Origin of the sequence: Domibacillus indicus (genome assembly GCF_023715895.1) — a bacterium.
Lineage (GTDB): Bacteria > Bacillota > Bacilli > Bacillales > Domibacillaceae > Domibacillus > Domibacillus indicus_A.
The window spans coordinates 111,186-130,531 of the sequence record NZ_JAMBOO010000003.1; the positions used below are offsets into that span (position 1 = coordinate 111,186).

General features: G+C 48.5%; 18 protein-coding genes and 1 riboswitch. Of the genes, 3 read left to right on the top strand and 15 right to left on the bottom strand.

All coding sequences use genetic code 11. From position 1 onward, the window contains the following. The 3 genes from M3221_RS06840 to M3221_RS06850 form a co-directional block, all read right to left on the bottom strand. A complete protein-coding gene (locus M3221_RS06840) occupies positions 1-1,299 on the bottom strand; it encodes a homoserine dehydrogenase (RefSeq protein ID WP_251270767.1) in 1,299 nt (432 codons plus the stop codon). A 178-nt stretch (positions 1,300-1,477) separates the two neighbouring features. Then, the gene (locus tag M3221_RS06845) at positions 1,478-2,968 is read right to left on the bottom strand and encodes a glycosyl hydrolase family 28-related protein (protein WP_251270768.1); all 1,491 of its coding nucleotides are present in this window, start codon (positions 2,966-2,968) and stop codon (positions 1,478-1,480) included. Positions 2,969-3,008: 40 nt separating this feature from the next. Beyond that, on the bottom strand, positions 3,009-3,758 hold the full coding sequence (locus M3221_RS06850) for an NRDE family protein (RefSeq protein WP_251270769.1): 750 nt from the start codon (positions 3,756-3,758) through the stop codon (positions 3,009-3,011). 83 nt (positions 3,759-3,841) lie between these two features. Between M3221_RS06850 and M3221_RS06855 the strand changes: the two genes are divergently transcribed. Genes M3221_RS06855 through M3221_RS06865 form a run of 3 tightly spaced genes read left to right on the top strand, consistent with a single transcriptional unit; the run spans position 3,842 to position 7,991 of the window. Then, positions 3,842-4,987, top strand: coding sequence for an iron-containing alcohol dehydrogenase (locus M3221_RS06855; RefSeq protein ID WP_285879427.1), 1,146 nt, complete (start codon positions 3,842-3,844; stop codon positions 4,985-4,987). After that, positions 4,984-6,579 (top strand): GAF domain-containing sensor histidine kinase, encoded by a 1,596-nt coding sequence (locus M3221_RS06860; RefSeq protein WP_251270771.1) that lies wholly within the window; start codon positions 4,984-4,986, stop codon positions 6,577-6,579. The genes M3221_RS06855 and M3221_RS06860 overlap by 4 nt, the downstream gene beginning before the upstream one ends. A gap of 5 nt (positions 6,580-6,584) precedes the next feature. Further along, positions 6,585-7,991 carry a sigma-54-dependent transcriptional regulator gene (locus M3221_RS06865; RefSeq protein WP_251270772.1) on the top strand — a complete coding sequence of 469 codons (1,407 nt, stop codon included), beginning with the start codon at positions 6,585-6,587 and terminating at the stop codon, positions 7,989-7,991. A gap of 54 nt (positions 7,992-8,045) precedes the next feature. On the opposite strand, the gene M3221_RS06870 is transcribed toward M3221_RS06865, so the two are convergent. The 12 genes from M3221_RS06870 to M3221_RS06925 form a co-directional block, all read right to left on the bottom strand. Then, a complete protein-coding gene (locus M3221_RS06870) occupies positions 8,046-8,234 on the bottom strand; it encodes a hypothetical protein (RefSeq protein WP_251270773.1) in 189 nt (62 codons plus the stop codon). A 105-nt stretch (positions 8,235-8,339) separates the two neighbouring features. Then, positions 8,340-8,696, bottom strand: coding sequence for a DUF779 domain-containing protein (locus M3221_RS06875; RefSeq protein ID WP_251270774.1), 357 nt, complete (start codon positions 8,694-8,696; stop codon positions 8,340-8,342). Between the two features lie 57 nt (positions 8,697-8,753). Further along, on the bottom strand, positions 8,754-10,271 hold the full coding sequence (gene adh, locus M3221_RS06880) for an aldehyde dehydrogenase (protein ID WP_251270775.1): 1,518 nt from the start codon (positions 10,269-10,271) through the stop codon (positions 8,754-8,756). A gap of 92 nt (positions 10,272-10,363) precedes the next feature. Further along, complete coding sequence (adhP, locus tag M3221_RS06885) at positions 10,364-11,374, bottom strand: alcohol dehydrogenase AdhP (RefSeq protein WP_251271114.1); 1,011 nt, start codon at positions 11,372-11,374, stop codon at positions 10,364-10,366. A gap of 211 nt (positions 11,375-11,585) precedes the next feature. Further along, on the bottom strand, positions 11,586-12,254 hold the full coding sequence (locus tag M3221_RS06890) for a phosphatase PAP2 family protein (RefSeq protein ID WP_251270776.1): 669 nt from the start codon (positions 12,252-12,254) through the stop codon (positions 11,586-11,588). Positions 12,255-12,329: 75 nt separating this feature from the next. Next, positions 12,330-13,316: a diaminopimelate epimerase gene (gene dapF, locus M3221_RS06895; protein ID WP_251271116.1), complete on the bottom strand. Its 987-nt coding sequence runs from the start codon at positions 13,314-13,316 to the stop codon at positions 12,330-12,332. Between the two features lie 128 nt (positions 13,317-13,444). Then, on the bottom strand, positions 13,445-14,662 hold the full coding sequence (locus M3221_RS06900; protein ID WP_251270777.1) for an NCS2 family permease: 1,218 nt from the start codon (positions 14,660-14,662) through the stop codon (positions 13,445-13,447). 89 nt (positions 14,663-14,751) lie between these two features. After that, positions 14,752-15,222: a 6,7-dimethyl-8-ribityllumazine synthase gene (gene ribH / locus M3221_RS06905; protein ID WP_251270778.1), complete on the bottom strand. Its 471-nt coding sequence runs from the start codon at positions 15,220-15,222 to the stop codon at positions 14,752-14,754. After that, positions 15,222-16,430: a bifunctional 3,4-dihydroxy-2-butanone-4-phosphate synthase/GTP cyclohydrolase II gene (locus M3221_RS06910; RefSeq protein ID WP_251270779.1), complete on the bottom strand. Its 1,209-nt coding sequence runs from the start codon at positions 16,428-16,430 to the stop codon at positions 15,222-15,224. Before M3221_RS06910 ends, ribH begins: the two co-directional genes overlap by 1 nt. Before the next feature lie 12 nt (positions 16,431-16,442). Next, entirely contained in the window at positions 16,443-17,087 is a 645-nt protein-coding gene (gene ribE / locus M3221_RS06915; RefSeq protein WP_251270780.1) for a riboflavin synthase, read from the bottom strand. 4 nt (positions 17,088-17,091) lie between these two features. Next, positions 17,092-18,168 (bottom strand): bifunctional diaminohydroxyphosphoribosylaminopyrimidine deaminase/5-amino-6-(5-phosphoribosylamino)uracil reductase RibD, encoded by a 1,077-nt coding sequence (ribD, locus tag M3221_RS06920; protein WP_251270781.1) that lies wholly within the window; start codon positions 18,166-18,168, stop codon positions 17,092-17,094. 250 nt (positions 18,169-18,418) lie between these two features. Further along, positions 18,419-18,561: riboswitch (FMN riboswitch) on the bottom strand. 43 nt (positions 18,562-18,604) lie between these two features. Then, positions 18,605-19,282: an FTR1 family protein gene (locus M3221_RS06925; RefSeq protein WP_251270782.1), complete on the bottom strand. Its 678-nt coding sequence runs from the start codon at positions 19,280-19,282 to the stop codon at positions 18,605-18,607. Positions 19,283-19,346: the final 64 nt, after the last annotated feature.

Here is a 19,346-nt window from a genome sequence, read left to right on the forward strand (position 1 = left end):
TTATGCTCCTTCTCCTTCAACGCGGTAGAAACTTTCAATTGAACGAACAACCGCCAAATCTTTAATTTGTTCCTGCATTTTTTGATAGCTTTCATCTGATGCTTTATGTGTCACAATCACAATTTCAGCTACACCCTCTTCTTCAAGCGGCAGCTGAAGAATTTTCTCGAAGCTGATGCCGTTGGCTGAAAACAGCTTTGTAAGCTCAGAAAACGCGCCCACTTCATCCTGTACATGAAGACGTACAAAGTATTTTGCAAACTTTTCTTCTGATGATTTCAGCTGCTTTTCAAATTGCGGCACCGTAATGCTTTTTCCGTTTACACCAAGTCTCATGTTGGTAATAACGGCAACCAGGTCACTTACGATTGATGTTGCTGTTGGAAGTCCGCCGGCCCCTGGCCCGTAGAACATTGTTTCACCGACTGCATCTCCGTATACGTAAACGGCATTATACTCATCATTTACCGATGCAAGCGGATGATTGTTTGATAGGAACGTTGGCTGCACGCTCACTTCAGCTCCGCCGTTTTGCTGATCTGCATATCCAATTAGTTTCATTGTATAGCCTAGTGTCTGGCCGTGCTTTAAATCGCTGTCTGATACTTTTGAGATGCCGCTCACATCTACATCTTCAAGTTCAATATCCATTGAGAAAGCAAGGCGCGCTAGAATCGCCATTTTACGTGCGGCATCAAGCCCTTCTACGTCAGAAGTCGGATCTGCTTCTGCAAAGCCAAGATCCTGTGCTTCTTGAAGTGCGGCTTCATAAGACATGCCTTCTTTGTTCATTTTCGTCAGGATAAAGTTCGTTGTACCGTTCACGATTCCCATCATCGTTCTAATTTTATCAGAAGCAAGTCCGTCTGCAAGGCCGCGGATAATTGGAATACCGCCGGCTACGCTTGCTTCGTAGTAAAAGTCACAGCCGTTTTCAGCCGCTGCTTTCATCAGCTCTGATCCGTACAGCGCGACAAGGTCTTTGTTGGCAGTGACCACGTGTTTTTTCTGATGAAATGCATCAAGCAGCAATTTTCTCGTTTCATCTACGCCGCCCATTACTTCCACGATCACATCTACGTTCGGATCGTTAATCACTTCATATGGATCAAGTGTGAGGGACTCTTTTGGCAATTCTACTTCACGTTTTTTATCTACGTTTTTAACCAATACTTTTGTTACTTCAACCGAGCAGCCAACGCGGTGAGCAAGCTGCTCCTGATGATCCTGAATCATCTTGACAACACCTGTTCCGACTGTCCCGAGACCGAGTAATCCTACCTTTACATTCTCCTTCATCCTAAACGTCACCTCAACTATGTATTTTTCTGATGTACATTTGTTTTTGTATAGTAGACATTATATCGGTCTTTCGAGTGGAATACAACCCTCTCTTTTGGAAAATTAAACGGAATTGTTTTTTTAATAAAACAATATTTTCATACTATTCTTATATTATAGAAAACAACCGCTTGTTTCAAGCGGTTGTCGTGTTTTTCGGAGAAGCACTTTTCATATCCACTGCAATCGAGAGCGGGCATGCTCCGCAATTCGCAAAGCGGGCATTCTCTATCGTTACATAATCCGCTCTGTTGTCGCCGCCAAATACTTTCAGCGCAGCCCCGGCCGTCGCAAAGTCACGCATCTCTATGTCCCGAATATGCACATATTTTGCTTTATATTGAATACCCGCGACAGGCAGATTTTGATAATCATAAGCCGGATCACCGACTGCACGCAGTCCGTTTACGACAACATGCCGGTAAGCGGACACAGTCAAAACACGCGGCTTTGATACAGTATACAGCTCTGTGTAAACAGGCCGAATGGAAACGATACGTGTGGCAGTGATAAAGCGGGCTGTTTTAGAATCCGGGTCTTCTGCTGTATGATGGCCGATATGCCGGAAATTAAATGACCGGTTATCATTCTCAGACAGGTGGCCGATAATATGAACATTCGCTGCTGCTGAACTTGTTGCATGGGCTTTAATTTCAACGCCGCCGAAGCAGCGGGCCGACACATTATTAATAAGCCAGACGGTGCGTGAGCCGTCATCGACTTCAAAGCCATTCGAATTGGAAACACCTTTTTTATGACTTCGTCCGGACGGGTCACACATAAAGCAATTAGAGATTAAAATATAGTCACTATGGTGAGTTGTAATACCGTCATCCCCAAAGCCAGAACCCGTACACCCGTCAATCCAGACAAAACGGCTGCCGCCCCGGGCACGGTGTCCGTCCCCTGAATAATCATATAACGTTGAAGACACATCATAGCAGTGAAGGCCGGGATTGATGGCGTCACAGTTTCGTATCCAGCCATAGGCCACATTCGCAAAAGTTACGCAGCTTGAGCGGTTATTGCCGCTTGCTGATTTTTCATCCGGATGCAGCCGTTCAAGCGACCAATCGAGCGTCATGCCTTCTATTAATATGTGATGATTGCCTTTTACATGATTTTCATTTGTGATCACAAAGCTTCTTTTTGGCGCCGTATCCCGCAGCTTTAAAATCGTTTTGCCTGCTCCAGCCCCCTTGACGATGGTATTAGACGGCACATGCAGTTCATCCACAATGTACGTGCCTTCTGAGAGTTTAACGGTTTTGCCCCCTCCGCCCAGAGCTGCTTGAATATCCTCTCCCGGTTTTACGTAAACGGTATGGGCGGCCCGTTCTTCAAGTACTCCGTATTCCCGGTCTAATACCGGTTTCCAGTCCGGATAGGCTCCTGTCTCATCAACAAGCGTGTGATGAAGTTTCAGCGGCTCTTCACCTCTGGTCCATAACCGTTTGAGCCGGTCGAACAGCGATCTTCTTTCTTCAACTGGCTTCCACCCTGCCGCTGAAGCGAAAAAAAGCGTATCTGTTTCCCGGACAGCTTCTGACAGCGGGACACAGCCTTTAAAATAGGAGTCAATAAGCTGGGCATTCATCCTCGGATCATGGTTTCTTTTAAGAGACATTCTTTTTATCCTTTCTATTTGAATTTTGCACATTTTGTTATTAGTAAAAATCAAATGTAAAGGTCCGTTCTTCAAATGGCTTGCCCGGTGTAAAGGTCCGTTCTGTCCAAACGGCTCGCTTACGGCTGTTTACTTCAAGAACGGTGGAGCAGCGTGTGCCGTAGTGGGCACTTTCAATAAAAATAGAAGACAGCAGCCGTTCCCATTCGAGAGATACGCCGGTATTGGGAAGGTCTTCGTCTGCTGCTGCCCTTCCATCCTGCAGCATCGAAAACAGCTTCTCTTTACTGTCCATTGATTGGGCCATTTTTTTCTTGATTCTTACGGTTTTTGGCCACGGTGTATTTAAAAAGGCATTGCTGATCGCATGAATTCCCGGCGGCAGCCGAAATGGACGGCTTCCGGAGCGGCTGCTGTACACCCATATTGCTTCAGCCGTACCGGCAATCACATTAAAACCTGGATAACGATTTTTTTCCCGGTCAAGTTCATTCAAAAACAACTCTGTTTTCAGGTTGCTTTCTAGAAACGAACGGACAATATGGCCGCGTGACCGCTTTTCTCCTCCTTCTTCCCCCGGGTCGCGGTAATTGGTGAGTGCGCAGAAGCGCCCGGTTTTAGAAATCCCCATCCAGGTCCCGCCCCTTTCTACATCACGGCCGGCTAATATGGGCGCTTCTTCCCACCAGTGAGAAGGCAGAGCAGGCCGCTCCCAAAACTCATCCCGGTTTGCTGCTACAACGAGTGGTTTATCCCTGTTCACCTGATGAGCAATGGCAATTAAACACATGCACTTTCCTCATTTCCTTTTTCTTCATTATACGCAGGAGTGTTACAATAGAACAAACAAGGAAAGAAACGGATGTGAACTGCATGTACAAATTTGTGATGCCCGAAGTGATTTTTGGAAGCGGATCCATTTCACAGGCAGGTGAAAGCTGCCAGCGGCTTGGTGCCCGTCATGTTCTTGTCGTAACAGACCGCGGCGTCGTGGACGCCGGCTGGGCAGAGCCTGTGATAGCGAGCTGTCACAACGCAGGACTTGCAGCTGTTTTATTTGATGAAGTATCTGTAAATCCAACCGATACCGAAGCGGCTGCCTGTGCCCGTGTTTATAAAGAGCATGGGTGTGATGCCATTATGTGCGTAGGCGGCGGAAGTCCGATTGATGTGGGAAAAGCAGCAGCCGCTCTTGTAACAAACGGAGGGCATATTCGAGATTATGAGGGAGTGGACCGCATCCTGCATCCTCTTCCCCCGCTTGTGATGATACCAACAACTGCGGGTTCCGGATCAGAAGTTTCCCAATTTTCCGTCATTGTGGACAGTGAACGCCAGAAAAAAATGACGATTGTCTCGAAGTCGCTCGTTCCCGATATTGCCCTGATCGATCCGGACGTTCTGGCCACCAAAAGTGCGCGCCTGACCGCAACCACGGGCCTTGATGTGATTACGCATGCGATTGAATCTTATGTGAGTATGGCGGCTACTCCCATGACAGATGTGCAGGCGAAAAATGCCCTGTTTCTTGCATCTCAGTATTTGCGCCCGTCCGTTGCTTCAAAATACAGCAAAGAAGCAAAAGAAAAAATGGCGATGGCCAGTCTCCAGGCAGGGCTTGCTTTTTCCAATGCCATCCTCGGCGCCGCCCATGCGATGAGCCACACGATCGGCGGCCGCTATCCGTTTTTGCATGGTGACATTAACGCCGTTCTGCTCCCCCACGTGATGGAATTTAATTTAATTGCCTGCCCGAAAAAGTTTCGGGAGATGGCCGTTTTAATGGGAGAAGACGTAACCGGACTTTCTGATATCGCCGCCGGCGAAAGGGCCATCCAGTCCGTTCGAAAGCTTGCCGTTGATATCGGGGCTCCGCTTTCTCTTTCAGAGATGGGATTTGAAGAAAAAGCCATCGCGGAAATGAGTGAAATTGCCCTGACGGACGCCTGTATGATTACCAATCCACGCGATATTTCAGCGGAGGAAGTGGCCGCTCTGTTAAGAAGGGCCCTGTCATGAACCGGCCTGATATGATCCGGCTGCTGACGGGCGTCCAATCATCCAAACGGAATTATTATACAGAGTTAAAGCGGACCGTTGACGAGCTACAAAAGAAAAACAGCCAGCTTGAAGTCATCAATGAGATGATGCGCAGCTTTAATGTTGATATGTCCGTTCAAACGATGCTGAAGCATACGCAGGAAAAGCTGGAGAAAGTATACCGGATTGACCGGCTCAGTCTGGCTGTCTGGGAGGATGGCTCGCTTCGAATAGCCGATGTACACCCGGAACAAGCCGCTTTTTTGCCGGAAGGAACGGCTTTTCCAGCTGATGGCTCGCTTTATTCAAAAGTATTTTTAAGCGGACAGGATGTTCTTTACGTCCCAAGTGATGCAGATTCCTTTTTTGAATGTGAAGCGTTTCAAGCGCTCTCGCTTCGCTCTGTCTGGCTGTTTCCGCTCAGAAGCCGCGGCGTGATAACCGGCGTCATCGGGCTTGCCTCACGTGAACCGGCAGCTTTCTGTCAGGAGGACCGGGCTTTTTTCAGTCATTTATCCGGACAAATCGCCGTTTGTATTGAAAATGCCCGGCTTTACCATGAGGTGCTGCTCAGCAAGTCCAGGTGGGAATCGACTTTTCGCGCGGTAGCGGACTCTATTGTCATAACCGACCTGAACGGAACCATTTTAACGAAAAATGACAGTGCCGCTGCGAACTGGCCCCAAGCCAAAAGCGTCTTCTCTTTTTTAGCAGCGGAGCTTTTTGAACAAACCGTTCAGGAAGTAAAACCTCATATGGAGGAAGTATCGATCGGAAGCCAGATGTTTGAATGTGCCCTTTATCCGCTGCTTGACGATGGACAAATAGACGGTGTGATTGTGTATTTAAAAAACATTACAGAAAAACAGCTGATGCAGGCGCAAATTATTCATTCCGGCCAGCTGGCGGCAATCGGCGAAATGGCTGCGGGCGTAGCCCATGAATTAAACAATCCGTTAACCGCAATTATTGGCAATACCCAGCTTTTACTTCGGCTTTCCACGAATGAAACAAAGCCGCTTCTTGCAGACATCGAGGAATGCGGCAAGCGGTGCCGGTCGATTATTCGCAGCCTTCTTGCTTTTTCCCGCCAGGAACCCGCTTCTTTTATTCCCTGCTCCTTAAATGATGCCTTGTATGAAGCATTGCGCCTGACCGGCCGGCAAATGGAAAAGCAGCGGATTGAATTAACGGTTGAGCTGGATGAACAGCTGCCTCTTATCGATGGAAGCATTCAGCAGCTCAGCCAGATCGCCGTTAATCTGCTCCTAAACGCGAAGGACGCCTGTTTAGAAAGAGAAACGGCGAAACAAGTGTCTGTCTGGACTGAGTCCGATGAGCATTCAGTTTATATGCGGGTGGCAGACAATGGCTGTGGCATCCCGGCCCAAAAATTGGATGATATTTTCCATCCGTTTTTCACCACTAAATCCGCCCATCAAGGAACCGGGCTCGGGTTATCGGTGAGCCTTGGTATTGCCGAATCACACGGCGGAACGTTAACGGTGACAAGCAGGCTGCATGAAGGCAGCACATTTACCCTGGCCATTCCAAGAAGAAAGGGGAGGTAGACAGCATGGGTCATATTTTGGTTGTCGATGATGAGCAGGAAATCGGCCGCTTTTTAACAAGGCTTTTTAAAATGAAAGGAATGGAGGTGACGTATGCAGAAAGCGGCGCTGCTTTTGACCGGCTTTCCCGCCTTGACCAGTTTGATGTGGCTTTTTTAGATGTACGGCTGCCCGACCGGAATGGCCTTGAGCTTTTAAAAGAATTGAAAAAGCGAGCTCCGCTCTGCAAAGCGGTGATCATGACGGGCTACAGCACTGTCAGGATGGCAGTAGAAGCCATCCTGCTTGGTGCAGAAGATTTTTTGGAAAAACCGTTTGAACATATTGAAGCCCTAGATGAGCTGCTTGATAAGTTAACGGCACAAAAAGAGGAAGAAGATTACATACAGGCTGCACTGGCCGCCGGTGCTTTTTTAGGAACAAGTTCAGACATGCATGATTTGTACCGCCTCGCTTTTAAACTCGCTGCCAAACAGATTACCATTTTAATTGAAGGAGAAACCGGCACCGGCAAAGAAGTGCTGGCCCGCTTTCTGCATCAATCCGGCAGCCGGGCTGAGGCACCTTTTATCGGTGTGAACTGCGGGGCCATTTCCGAGTCACTGCTTGAAAGTGAGTTGTTTGGCCATACAAAAGGCGCTTTTACCGGTGCCGCCTCCGACCGGGCGGGATACGTGGAAACGGCGGGAAGCGGAACGCTGTTTTTAGATGAAATTGCCGAGGCCTCCCTTGCGACGCAAGTAAAGCTGCTGCGCGTACTGGAAACAGGCGAATTTTTTAAAATCGGCGACCCGGCACCAAAGCGTACAAATGCCCGCATCATTGCCGCGAGCCATACGAATTTAGAGCAAGCGGTGGCAGATGGCGCTTTCCGGGAAGATTTGCTGTACAGGCTCGACGTTGTGAAACTACTGATCCCTCCGCTGCGTAAACGGCAGTCAGATATTCCGCTTCTTATCGAAGCATACAAACAAAAACAACGCCTCCCTTTTTCTTTTTCACCAGAAGCGATGGAGGTATGCATGCGGTATAACTGGCCCGGCAATATGCGCGAGCTGGTGAATCTTCTGCAGCGTTTGGCGGCGCTTTATCCAGAGGAGCCGTTTGTTACGCCAGAGATGCTGCCTCAAAAAATGACAAAAACGCTTTCTCTGAAAAGAATGGCTGCGGTCCCCGCGCCGTCATTCGACCAGGAATGGCGCCGGTTTTCTGATTACATAGCCCATTTATATGCGGGAAACGATCCCATTTCGCTTGATGAACTAATACAGGAAATGAAAGGGATGGAAAAAAGAGTGGCTGAAGCGTTTATCCAAAAAACGCTCCGGGAGACGGCCGGAAGCCGGGCACAGACCGCTGAGCGGCTCGGTATTTCCAAACGGAAAATCCGCTATTATTTAAATGAAACGTAACATCGTCAATGGCTCAGCAGCCAAAACCCCAAAAGCCTCCTTTCTATGGGGGCTTCAGACTTTGGACAAATGATATGGATGACCGTGCACATAAATGGAATGGATCGGCGGCGTCCAGGCAGCTCCGCTTTCCATGGGGCAGGCGCTAAGCCCGACTCCGCCTGGCGGCTCCACCGGTCTCAGCTGCCCGCTCGTCCCATAGGAGTCTGCGCTGCCCTCCCGCCGCCAAGTGGCTTGCGACAAGATGGTATAGTGCTGATAAGGTCGTATCTATCTATTTAAAAAGAGAAAATTTCTATTCGATCTTTGCTTATTGGTCTTCCATTTCTATGGAGGCTTTTTCTTCATTTATTGATTCAGTTCCCGTCTCTCTTCTTCTGTAAATACGCGTGACCTTGTCAGAAATCTTTTTCCTTCCGGTCCTTCGAGAGAAAACATGCCTCCCCGCCCGTCTACAACATCGATAATAAGCTGGGTATGTTTCCAGTATTCGTACTGGGCTTCGCTAATATAAAAGGGTGCCCCGCCAATTTCACCAAGCTTTTTATCCGCATCACCCGTTATAAATTCCCCGTCCGGGTAGCACATCGGCGAGCTGCCGTCGCAGCACCCGCCAGACTGATGAAACATAAGCGGTCCGTATTTTGCCCTCAATTGATCTATTAAAGCCAGAGCAGCCGGTGTTGCGGTAACACGGTTAACCATCCTGTTTTTCCTCCTACGAAAGAAACGCCGCCGCTAAAGCGGCAGCGCCTTTTTAATTTAAAAGAATCCAAGGGCATCTTCTGAGTAGCTGACAAGCAGGTTTTTCGTCTGCTGGTAATGATTCAGCATCATCAAATGATTTTCACGGCCAATACCGGACATCTTGTATCCGCCGAACGCCGCATGTGCCGGGTACTGGTGGTAACAGTTTGTCCAAACGCGGCCCGCTTGAATGTTCCGGCCAAACCGGTATGCCCGGTTTTGATGGCGGGACCAAACGCCGGCACCCAGTCCGTACAACGTGTCATTGGCGATTTCAAGCGCCTCTGCTTCATCTTTAAACGTTGTCACCGATACAACAGGCCCAAAAATTTCTTCCTGGAATATGCGCATTTTATTGTTGCCTTTAAAAACAGTCGGTTTGATATAATAGCCGTTTTCTAGTCCCTCAACCGTATTTCGCTCACCGCCCGCCAGGCACTCAGCACCTTCCTGCTTGCCGATATCCAGGTAAGAAAGGATTTTTTCCATCTGCTCGTTTGAAGCCTGTGCCCCCATCATCGTATCCGTATCAAGCGGGTTGCCTGTTTTAATTTCATTCACCCGCTTGATGACCCGCTCCATAAACTGGTCATAAATGTTTTCATGAACAAGTGCACGGGATGGACATGTACACACTTCTCCCTGATTGAGCGCAAACATAACAAACCCTTCAACCGCTTTGTTTAAAAACGCATCATCTTTTTCCATAATGTCTTCAAAGAAAATATTCGGTGATTTCCCGCCGAGTTCGAGCGTAACTGGAATCAAGTTTTGCGATGCATACTGCATAATCAAGCGTCCGGTTGTTGTCTCGCCGGTAAAAGCAATTTTAGCAATTCGTTTGTTCGAGGCCAGCGGTTTTCCGGCTTCAAGTCCAAAGCCGTTGACAATGTTTACGACTCCAGGCGGGAGCAGATCTTCAATCAGCTCCATAAATACAAGAATAGACGCTGGAGTCTGTTCAGCTGGCTTTAAGACTACACAGTTTCCAGCAGCTAGAGCTGGTGCAAGCTTCCACACACCCATGAGGAGCGGAAAATTCCACGGAATAATCTGCCCGACTACACCAAGCGGCTCGTGGAAATGATACGCAACGGTATCGTTGTCGATTTGTGACAAGGACCCTTCCTGAGCCCGGATTGCTCCGGCAAAGTAACGGAAGTGGTCAATGGCCAGCGGTAAATCAGCATTTAATGTTTCACGAACCGCTTTTCCGTTGTCCCATGTTTCCGCAACCGCCAGCATTTCCAAGTTTTCTTCAAGACGATCGGCAATTTTATTTAAAATGTTGGCACGCTCGGCCACCGACGTTTTCCCCCACGCATCTTTTGCGGCATGGGCGGCATCCAAAGCCAGCTCAATATCCTCAGCCTGGGAGCGGGCGACTTCACAAAATACTTCACCTGTAACAGGCGTGATATTTTCAAAGTATTGGCCGCTGAGCGGCGCTGTCCACTCTCCATTAATATAATTCTCGTATCTTTTCTTGAATGTAACCTTTGATCCTTCCTGCCCTGGATTTGCGTAAATCATATACCCTTCCCCCTTTGAATGATGGAAACCGTTATATAAAACGCTTACATTTCCAAAATAACGGTTCCCAACTTGAATGTCAACCAAGACGCTTACAAAGTCAGCACAATGCGGCCGTTGATTTTTCCTTGTGTCATTTTATCGAAGACGGTGTTAATCTCATCAAGCGGCGCCGTTTCCACCTGCGCTTTTACTTTACCGCGTGCCGCAAACTCAAGCGCTTCTTTCATATCGAGACGTGTTCCGACAATGGAGCCTTTCACGGATACACCATTTAAAACCGTGTTAAAAATAGGAATTGGCAATTCATCATTTGGAAGGCCGACGACAACAAGTGTGCCTCCGCGTTTAACAGAACGGTATGCCTGCTCAAATGCTTTTTTCGTCACCGCTACACTGATGGCCGCCTGTACACCGCCCACTTTCTCCTGTATGGCATCGGCAGGATCTTCGTTCATACCGTTTACTACCTCATCCGCTCCTAAGCTTTGGGCGAGCTCTAGCTTTTCATCTGCAATATCGACGGCAATGACGTTAAAGCCCATTGCTTTCGCATATTGAAGCGCAATATGGCCGAGGCCGCCAATTCCGTAAATCGCAACCCAGTCGCCTGGCTTTGCTCCTGATACTTTTAAGGCTTTGTACGTTGTTACACCTGCACACAAGATAGGAGCTACTTCGACTGGATCGAGGCCATCTGGAATTTTGGCTACATAATCAGCGGGTGCGACACAATATTCAGCATAGCCGCCATCAACTGAATAGCCGCCATTTTCCTGATGAGGGCAAAGCGTTTCTTGTCCCTGCAGACAGTACTCACATTCGCCGCATGCGGAAAACAGCCAGGGGATACCGACCCGGTCTCCTGTTTTTAAAGAGGTGACCCCTTCACCAATTTCTTCGATAATCCCTACACCTTCATGGCCTGGAATAAGCGGCAGCTTTGGCTTGACCGGCCAGTCGCCATGGGCTGCGTGGAGGTCGGTATGACATACACCGCATGCTTCAATTTTAACCAGCACCTCTCCGCGTTTTGGCGAGGGCTTGGGTACGTCTTTTACTTCGAGCTGCTGGTTAAATTCATTTACGACAGCTGCTTTCATATTTGTTGTTGCTTCAGGCTGCTGGTTCGGTTCATTTACGGCTGTTGTTTTCATTTTACTTCCTCCTTTTAATTGGCCATTCGTTTATTTTATTGCAAGCACTGTGCCAACGATGAAAACGCTGACATAGAAGGGAGTTGTTTGGATATCAGCCGATTTTTCGGCCCATTCAGCCAAAAGATTGGCTCTTATAAACGAAAAAACGGCTTTCTCAATGAGGAGAAAGCCGGCGGGCCAGCCGATATTCAGTAAAATGAAACAGCATAATCCAAAAAAACAGCCAGGCAGCGCCTATGGAGAAGCCGGCCGCTACGTCACTTGGATAATGAACACCGAGATAAATGCGCGATAAGCCGATTAAAAAAATCATAGAGCCGGCCGCAAGCGCCGATACGGTTTTTTTCCACTTTCCATCTAAAAGCCGGAACAGCATAAAAGAAAGTGCCCCGTAAAAAATAAAAGATCCCATGGAATGACCGCTTGGAAAACTGTAGCCGCCCTGTTCAATTAACGGCAGAATATCCGGCCGCTGACGCTGAAACAGCTCTTTTAAAAAATGATTAAACGCGCCGCCAAGGCCATTTACCAGTACAAAAAACAGCGCCCATCCATATCGTCTGCGGATCACGAGAAAAAGAGAAATAACCCCGGTTGCCACACTGAAAAACATGACGGAACCAAGATTGGTGAAAAAGATCATCCGCGCTGTCCGGCCTTCGTTGATCCATGACTGTACCTCGTTGATGATTTTCGTGTCAAACGCCGCCACTTCATTTCTTTGAAGGGCCTCGACCACTTCGAAAAATCCCCACGTAAACAGGACGAGAAACAGCACAAGTGAGCCGTAATAAGCGTAGGCGCGCCGGTTTTTTTGCTGCAATCGCAATCTTCCTTTCTTAGCTGTAAAGGTTTTTCAAGCCTCGTCCGTTCAAAAAATCCAGGAAACCTTCCTGGATTAAAAAACGGTTGAAGCCAGATACAATTCTACTTCCTCGCGCAATTGCTCATAGGCGTTTTGTTCAGCGAACGCCTCCTGGTTATGAACGGTAAAATGAGCCGGCGTATCAAGATCAATGCTGATTGTACCCCCGAACATATACGTTCCGTTTCCGATTAAATCAATAGAGTATTGTCCGTCTTCATGCACATGTACTTCGCAGCGGACTTTTCCCCCGTTGTTGTATACATCAATAGGCGTTTCCATTTCATTTAAACCGAGCTGGCATGTGGTCAGCGTAGAAGCGGACATCGCTGTACCGCATGCATTGGTGAAGCCAACGCCGCGCTCAAACGTCCGCACATACAGCGTTCCTTTTTGGATTGGATACACAAAGCTGACGTTTACACCATCTGGCGTAATGTCGTTTTTCCCGTTCAGCATTTCTGAAATCCGTTTTTGCTCATCTGAAGCAATGAGCTCCCGGTCTGCCACAACAATTAAGTGAGGGTTCGGTACGGCGAGCGCAGAGAACCGGATAGAATCAGACAGTTCAGGCACCACTTCATTAAACAAATGTTCTTTTCCGATCGTCATTGGCAAATCCGCAAGATTAAATAGGACCGGTGAAATTTGAACACGGTATGCCGGCACGCCTTCATAAATATCGCCGTCCCTCTTTACATAAAGATCGGCTTTGTTTGTCTCAACGATAATCTCATTTTCTCCAAGTTTATCCAGCACATACCGTCCATGCAAACGCAGCCCGTTGCCGCACATAGACGCTTCCGAACCGTCACTGTTAAAAATACGCATTTTCGCATCGGCATGCGCGCTTTCCATCACAAATACAATTCCATCCGCTCCAATGCCCTTTTCCCGATCGCAAAGCGCTAAAGCGAGATCGCGGCGGTTCTCTTCTGTAAATGTATATGCATTCGTCCACTCATCGATCAAAATAAAATCATTTCCCGACCCATGGCCTTTAATATACGAAATCTCCAACATAACTCCCTCTTTCACAGCTGATTTGTTGTTTAGTATAGCAGATTTGAACCCATTGGTGTTGCATTTCGAAAGGGTTTGTGTCATTTTTAACAAAAGAAAAAACCCGCCTCCTGCAGGCGGGTTTTTTAGTGAACAATTGTATTCATTAGGAAAAGCACCGCGATAATATACATCGAAACAGGCACTTCGCGGAATCGCCCGCGGGTCACTTTTAAAATAGGATACAAAATGAAGCCAGCCGCAATACCATCTGCAATGCTTGAGGTAAGCGGTATGATAGCGATAATCGCCAAGGCTGGAATCCATTCAGTCCAGTCTGAAACAGACAGGCGGCGGATGTTCATCGCCATCAGCGTACCGATAATGATCAAAATCGGGGCAACCGCAGAGCCCGGTACCATATTTAAGTATGGCGCTGCGATAAAAGCGAGCGGAAACAGCAGTCCAGCCGTCAGCGGCACTAAACCTGTCCGCCCGCCGGATGCAATCGACGCTGCGCTTTCCACAGCCGATACATTCGCGCTTGATCCGGCCAGACCGCTTGCCACAACAGAAGCAGCATTGGCCTGGATAGCACGCTTGAATTTTTCCGGCTGCCGGGCCAAATTCAAATGCCCGTGCACAAGCCCGATGTTTTCAAACACCAGCACCATCGTCAACGAAAAAACCGCTGGTATAAAAACAAACGGGGACAGGCCTTGAATCGTCCAGGCACCCCATACCTCCCCATAGCTTTTGATCCCAACACTTCCCGATGCCTCCGGGAGACTGCCGAACAGCCAGGCAATGCCGGTTCCGGCTGCAATCACCCAGATGAATGTTCCCGGCACCTTGCGCAAATAAAGAATTACTGCTACAAGAAGCGTCAGCAGAGCAGCCCAGGAAAATCCGGCTTTCTCGACGCCGATCACAATCAGAAACAAACCGAGGCCGATCGTAATCGCTTCTTTTAAGGATGCCGGCACCACGCTGTTTAACTTGGCGGCAAGCGGCGTGAATGTCACGACGGCAAATAAAAGACCCGATGTAACAGTAACGCCAAGTGCCTGCTGCCATGTCATGCCCATCTCCTGGACAAACGTATACGTGAACATGGCATTAATCCCCATGCCCGGCACGATAATGATCGGGGCATTTGCCCAGAGCGCCATAATCAAGCATCCTACAGCCGCTGACACGATTGTTGCGGCAGCAGCAGCCTCAAATGGCATACCTGCTTCAGATAAAATGAGCCCATTCACTGCGATAATGTAAATAACGGTTAAAAAACCCGTTACACCCGCAGACCATTCCTTCGCGAAGGTTGTTCCGTGCTCGCGAAGCTTAAAAATTCCTCCATTCATTGTTAAAACCTGCTTACTGTGAAGCGCCCTCTCCCTACCCGCTGTGCTGTCAGATGAATGTCTGGCAGCCAGCCACAAAGGCCATTATATCACGCGTCAAATGAGCGGAGCAAGTTCGCCATTTCAATAGCAGACATCGCTGAGTCCCAGCCTTTATTGCCCGCTTTTGTACCGGCGCGTTCAATCGCCTGCTCAATCGTATCTGTTGTTAAAAGGCCAAAAATTACAGGTACTCCCGTTTGCATGCCAGCCTGGGCAGTTCCTTTTGCTGCTTCATTGCAGACATAATCAAAGTGAGCAGTGGCTCCGCGAATAACAGCACCGAGTGTAATGACAGCGTCATATTTTCCGCTTTCCGCCATTTTTTTTGCAACGAGCGGCAATTCAAATGCCCCCGGCACCCAGGCGATGTCAATGTTGTCTGCGTCTACACCATGGCGGATAAATCCATCTTCTGCTCCTGCGATGAGTTTGCTTGTAATAAATTCATTAAAACGGCCGGCAACGATGCCTACTTTCAATCCTGCTCCAATTAAATGTCCTTCAAATGTTTTTCCCATTATTTATTCCCCTCTTCTACATGTAATAAATGGCCAAGCTTTGAGATTTTCGTTTTTAAATAACTGCGGTTATCATCATTGGCCGGCATTTCAATCGGCACACGCTCGACAATATCAAGACCGTACCCGTTTAAGCCGGTAACTTTGCGCGGGTTGTTTGTTAACAGCCGCATTTTGGAAATGCCAAGGTCACGCAAAATCTGGGCGCCAATGCCGTAATCACGCAGATCGTCTTTAAATCCGAGTTTTACGTTTGCTTCGACCGTGTCATAGCCCTGCTCCTGAAGCTCGTATGCTTTCAGCTTGTTAATCAGCCCGATACCCCGGCCTTCCTGACGCATATAAAGCAGCACGCCGCGGCCTTCTTCTTCGATCTGTGCAAGGGCAGCATGAAGCTGCGGTCCGCAGTCGCAGCGGTGTGAGCCGAAGATATCGCCTGTCAGGCATTCTGAATGAACACGGACAAGCACCGGCTCATCACCGGAAATATCTCCTTTTACGAGAGCTACATGATCCTGGCCTGTTAAATCTTCCTCATAGCCAACTGCGCGGAACTGCCCAAAATCCGTTGGAAGCTGAATATCCGCTTCGCGGCGGACAAGCGTTTCACGACCGCGGCGGTAAGCAACAAGCTGCTCAATCGTGATCATTTTTAGGCCGAATTTTTCCGCCATTACTTCAAGCTCCGGCAGGCGGGCCATCGTTCCATCATCATTCATCACTTCGCATATCACACCAGCCGGCTTGTGTCCGGCAAGCTTGGCAAGGTCTACGGCAGCTTCGGTATGGCCGGTTCTGCGCAGCACACCGCCTGACTTGGCAATCAGCGGGAAAATATGTCCCGGCCGTTTAAAGTCAGCAGGCACAGCCGCATCGTCCACAATCGCTTTTACGGTATCCGCTCGTTCAAATGCACTGATGCCGGTTGTCGTATTGATATGGTCAACACTCACTGTAAACGCCGTGCCATGGCTGTCCGTGTTGCGTTCCACCATAGAGTGGAAATGAAGCCGGTTCGCAATTTGTTCTTCAACCGGCACGCAAATAAGGCCGCGGCCCTCTTTTGCCATAAAATTAATCATGGCACCGTCCACAAGTTCGGCGATGCCGACAAGGTCGCCCTCGTTTTCACGGTCTTCATCGTCTACTACAATGATGACTTTACCTTCTTTTAAATCCGCAATCGCTTCTTCAATTGTCGAAAACATGGATATTCCTCCTTACAAATAACCGTTCTCTTTTAATAAATCCATCGTAACGCCGCGTTTCGGCGCTTCTTTTTTCTCCAGCATACTGCCGACATATTTCGCGAGCATGTCGCACTCGATATTCACTGGATCACCCACACTTTTAGAAGCTAAAATGGTCTCGTCCTGTGTGTGCGGGATAAGAGATACGGTAATTCCTTCGTCTGTCACCCCAAAAAGTGTTAAAGAAGTACCATCCAGAGCGACGGAGCCTTTATACAAAAAGTAGCGGCTCAGCTCTTCTGGATACGAGATCGTCACGTACAGGGCATTTTCTTCGTGCTTTTTTGAAACAATATGACCGACACCATCCACATGTCCGGAGACGAAATGTCCGCCAAACCGGCCATTGGCCGCCATCGCTCTCTCTAAATTCACACGCGCTCCCGGCGTAAGAGCAGCAAGAGCGGTAGATGTAAAGGTTTCAGGCATTACATCGGCGCTAAAGTGAGTTTTTGTAAAAGTCGTAACGGTTAAACAAACACCGCTGACTGAAATACTGTCGCCAAGGTGAACATCCTCCAGCACTTTTTTGGCAGCAATGGTAAGCTGCAGCGACCGGCCGCCGCGCACAATTCGTTCGACTGTGCCAAGTTCTTCTATAATTCCTGTAAACATAGGATCACCTTTTTTCCATGACAATTTTCAAGTCCGGCCCTACTTGCTCCATTGAAACAAAAGCAAGGTCGAGTGCTTCATCCATCGACGATCCGCCCAATCCTCCAAACGAAGATGGAGCCGATTTGCCGCCGATCAGTTTTGGCGCCATATACATAATGAGCCGGTTAAACGCACCGATGTCTAAAAAGGAGGCGTTCATTTCAGCCCCTGCTTCTACAAACAGTGTCATAATGTTCATTTTGCCGAGCTCATCCAGCACCGCATCAATCGACATATGAGGCAGGCGGATTACCGTAACCCCTTCATCTTCTAATGCACGCTGTTTTTTTGTCTGGGCATCGGACGCACAGAAAATAATCGTTTTTGCTTCTTTGTTTTGAACAATGTGAAAATCAAGCGGAACGCGCAAATGCGTATCCAGTAAAATTCGAATCGGGTTTTTTCCTCCCTGGGGCAGTCGGGAAGTCAAGAGCGGGTTGTCAAGCAGGACCGTGCCGATACCTGTTAGGATGGCATCATGACGGCTTCTGAGAAGGTGTACGTCTTCTCTGGCGGCTTCACTTGTGATCCAGCGGCTGTGCCCGGTATGGGCAGCCGTTTTGCCGTCGGCGGTAACAGCAGTTTTAATCGTCACATAAGGCCGTTTTGTTTGGATAAAATGAAAAAATGGTGTTAATACTTCAAGTGCCCGTTGTTCACAAACTCCAGTTTCAACTTCAATACCAGCTTCCTGAAGCTTTTGAATACCCTTGCCGCCTACAAGCGGATTGGGGTCAACCGCAGCAATAAACACACGGCGCAAACCTTTTTTAATAATAAGATCTGCACAAGGCGGTGTTTTGCCAAAATGAGCACACGGTTCAAGTGTTACATAAATATCTGCTCCCTGTGCCGCATCACCCGCCTGCATGAGCGCATTCACTTCTGCATGAGCTTCTCCTGCTTTTAAATGAGCACCCATTCCGAGAATCCGGCCGTCTTTGACGACAACGGCGCCCACAGGAGGATTTGGTGATGTTTGGTAAGCCGCGCTTTCGGCGAGCGAAAGAGCAAGATTCATATATTGTTCTTTATTCACGAGAAGAGCCATCCTCCTTAGTCAAAATACCGCCTGTACACAAGAAAAGCACAAGGCGCCCGCTTATCGGCGACCAGCATAAGGCGAGCACTGAAGGAGGCGCTTTTTGCCTCCAGCAGAGCTTGACTTATGACCTTGAGCCGATGGCGCCTGGAGCTAGACAAAAATAAGCCCCGCATTGACAGTCAATACGGGGCTTTTAGCATCAAGAAATAAACGTTTCCCTTCCAAAAATTCAGAAAACGTACACTGTCCTTTCCTCCCATCCAGACTTTCACTGTCGGCTCCGGAATCACACCAGATCCACCGCATGCACGTGATGCGGGTCACGGACTGAGGGCCTCAAGGCCCAACACCGCCGGTCGGGAGTTGCACCCTGCCCCGGAAAGGTTTATTCGAATGTTGTTACCATTATGAACTTTGTTTCGATCTACTGTCAAGCAGCTGATTCCTGTTTTTTAAACCAAAGCGCCGAAATGCCAATGATAATAAGTAGAATAACTTGTGGCAGCATCGTTTCAAGCGTCGGGTACAAGCCAATTATATCAATAAACGGCACAGCTGGAGCTGTATGAGTATCAATGACTCCTGCCACCTGCAGGGAATGAATGCTTTTACCCAAAATTTTAAAAGCCAATATATAGATTAACAGAGCTGCGCCTGTGAAAAAAAGACGTATCGGCACGCGAACGCTGTATTTGATCACGATCAGCCCAACGGCTGACACAATGAGAAAAGCAAGAGCAATACCGGCGGCAAGTGCCCCTGCACTCATATCCGGCGCCATTCCGGCATAAAAAATAATCGTTTCGGCACTCTTTCTAAATACCGATAAAAAGCTGATAAACGCAAATGACAGGATGCTTCCTGACGCTGCGGCTTTTCCCATCGACTGCTTCACAAAAGCGTTCCACTTTGCAATATTTGACTTTCCATGCAGCCAGGTGCCAACCCCCATCATCACAACAGCGGCGATGCCCGTCAGCCCTTTTATCATCGCCTCGCCAACCGGCACAAATAAAGCGTCCGCATCGGTTGCTGCCGATGCACTTTGTATCTCTATTCCGCATATAATAACGAAAACAGCAGCCCCTTTAAGAAAGAAACGTTTCACCGAGCCCGCCTCCCTTTTTCACACCAGGCAGGCAAATATGGCAATCCCTCGGCGGATCGTCGTT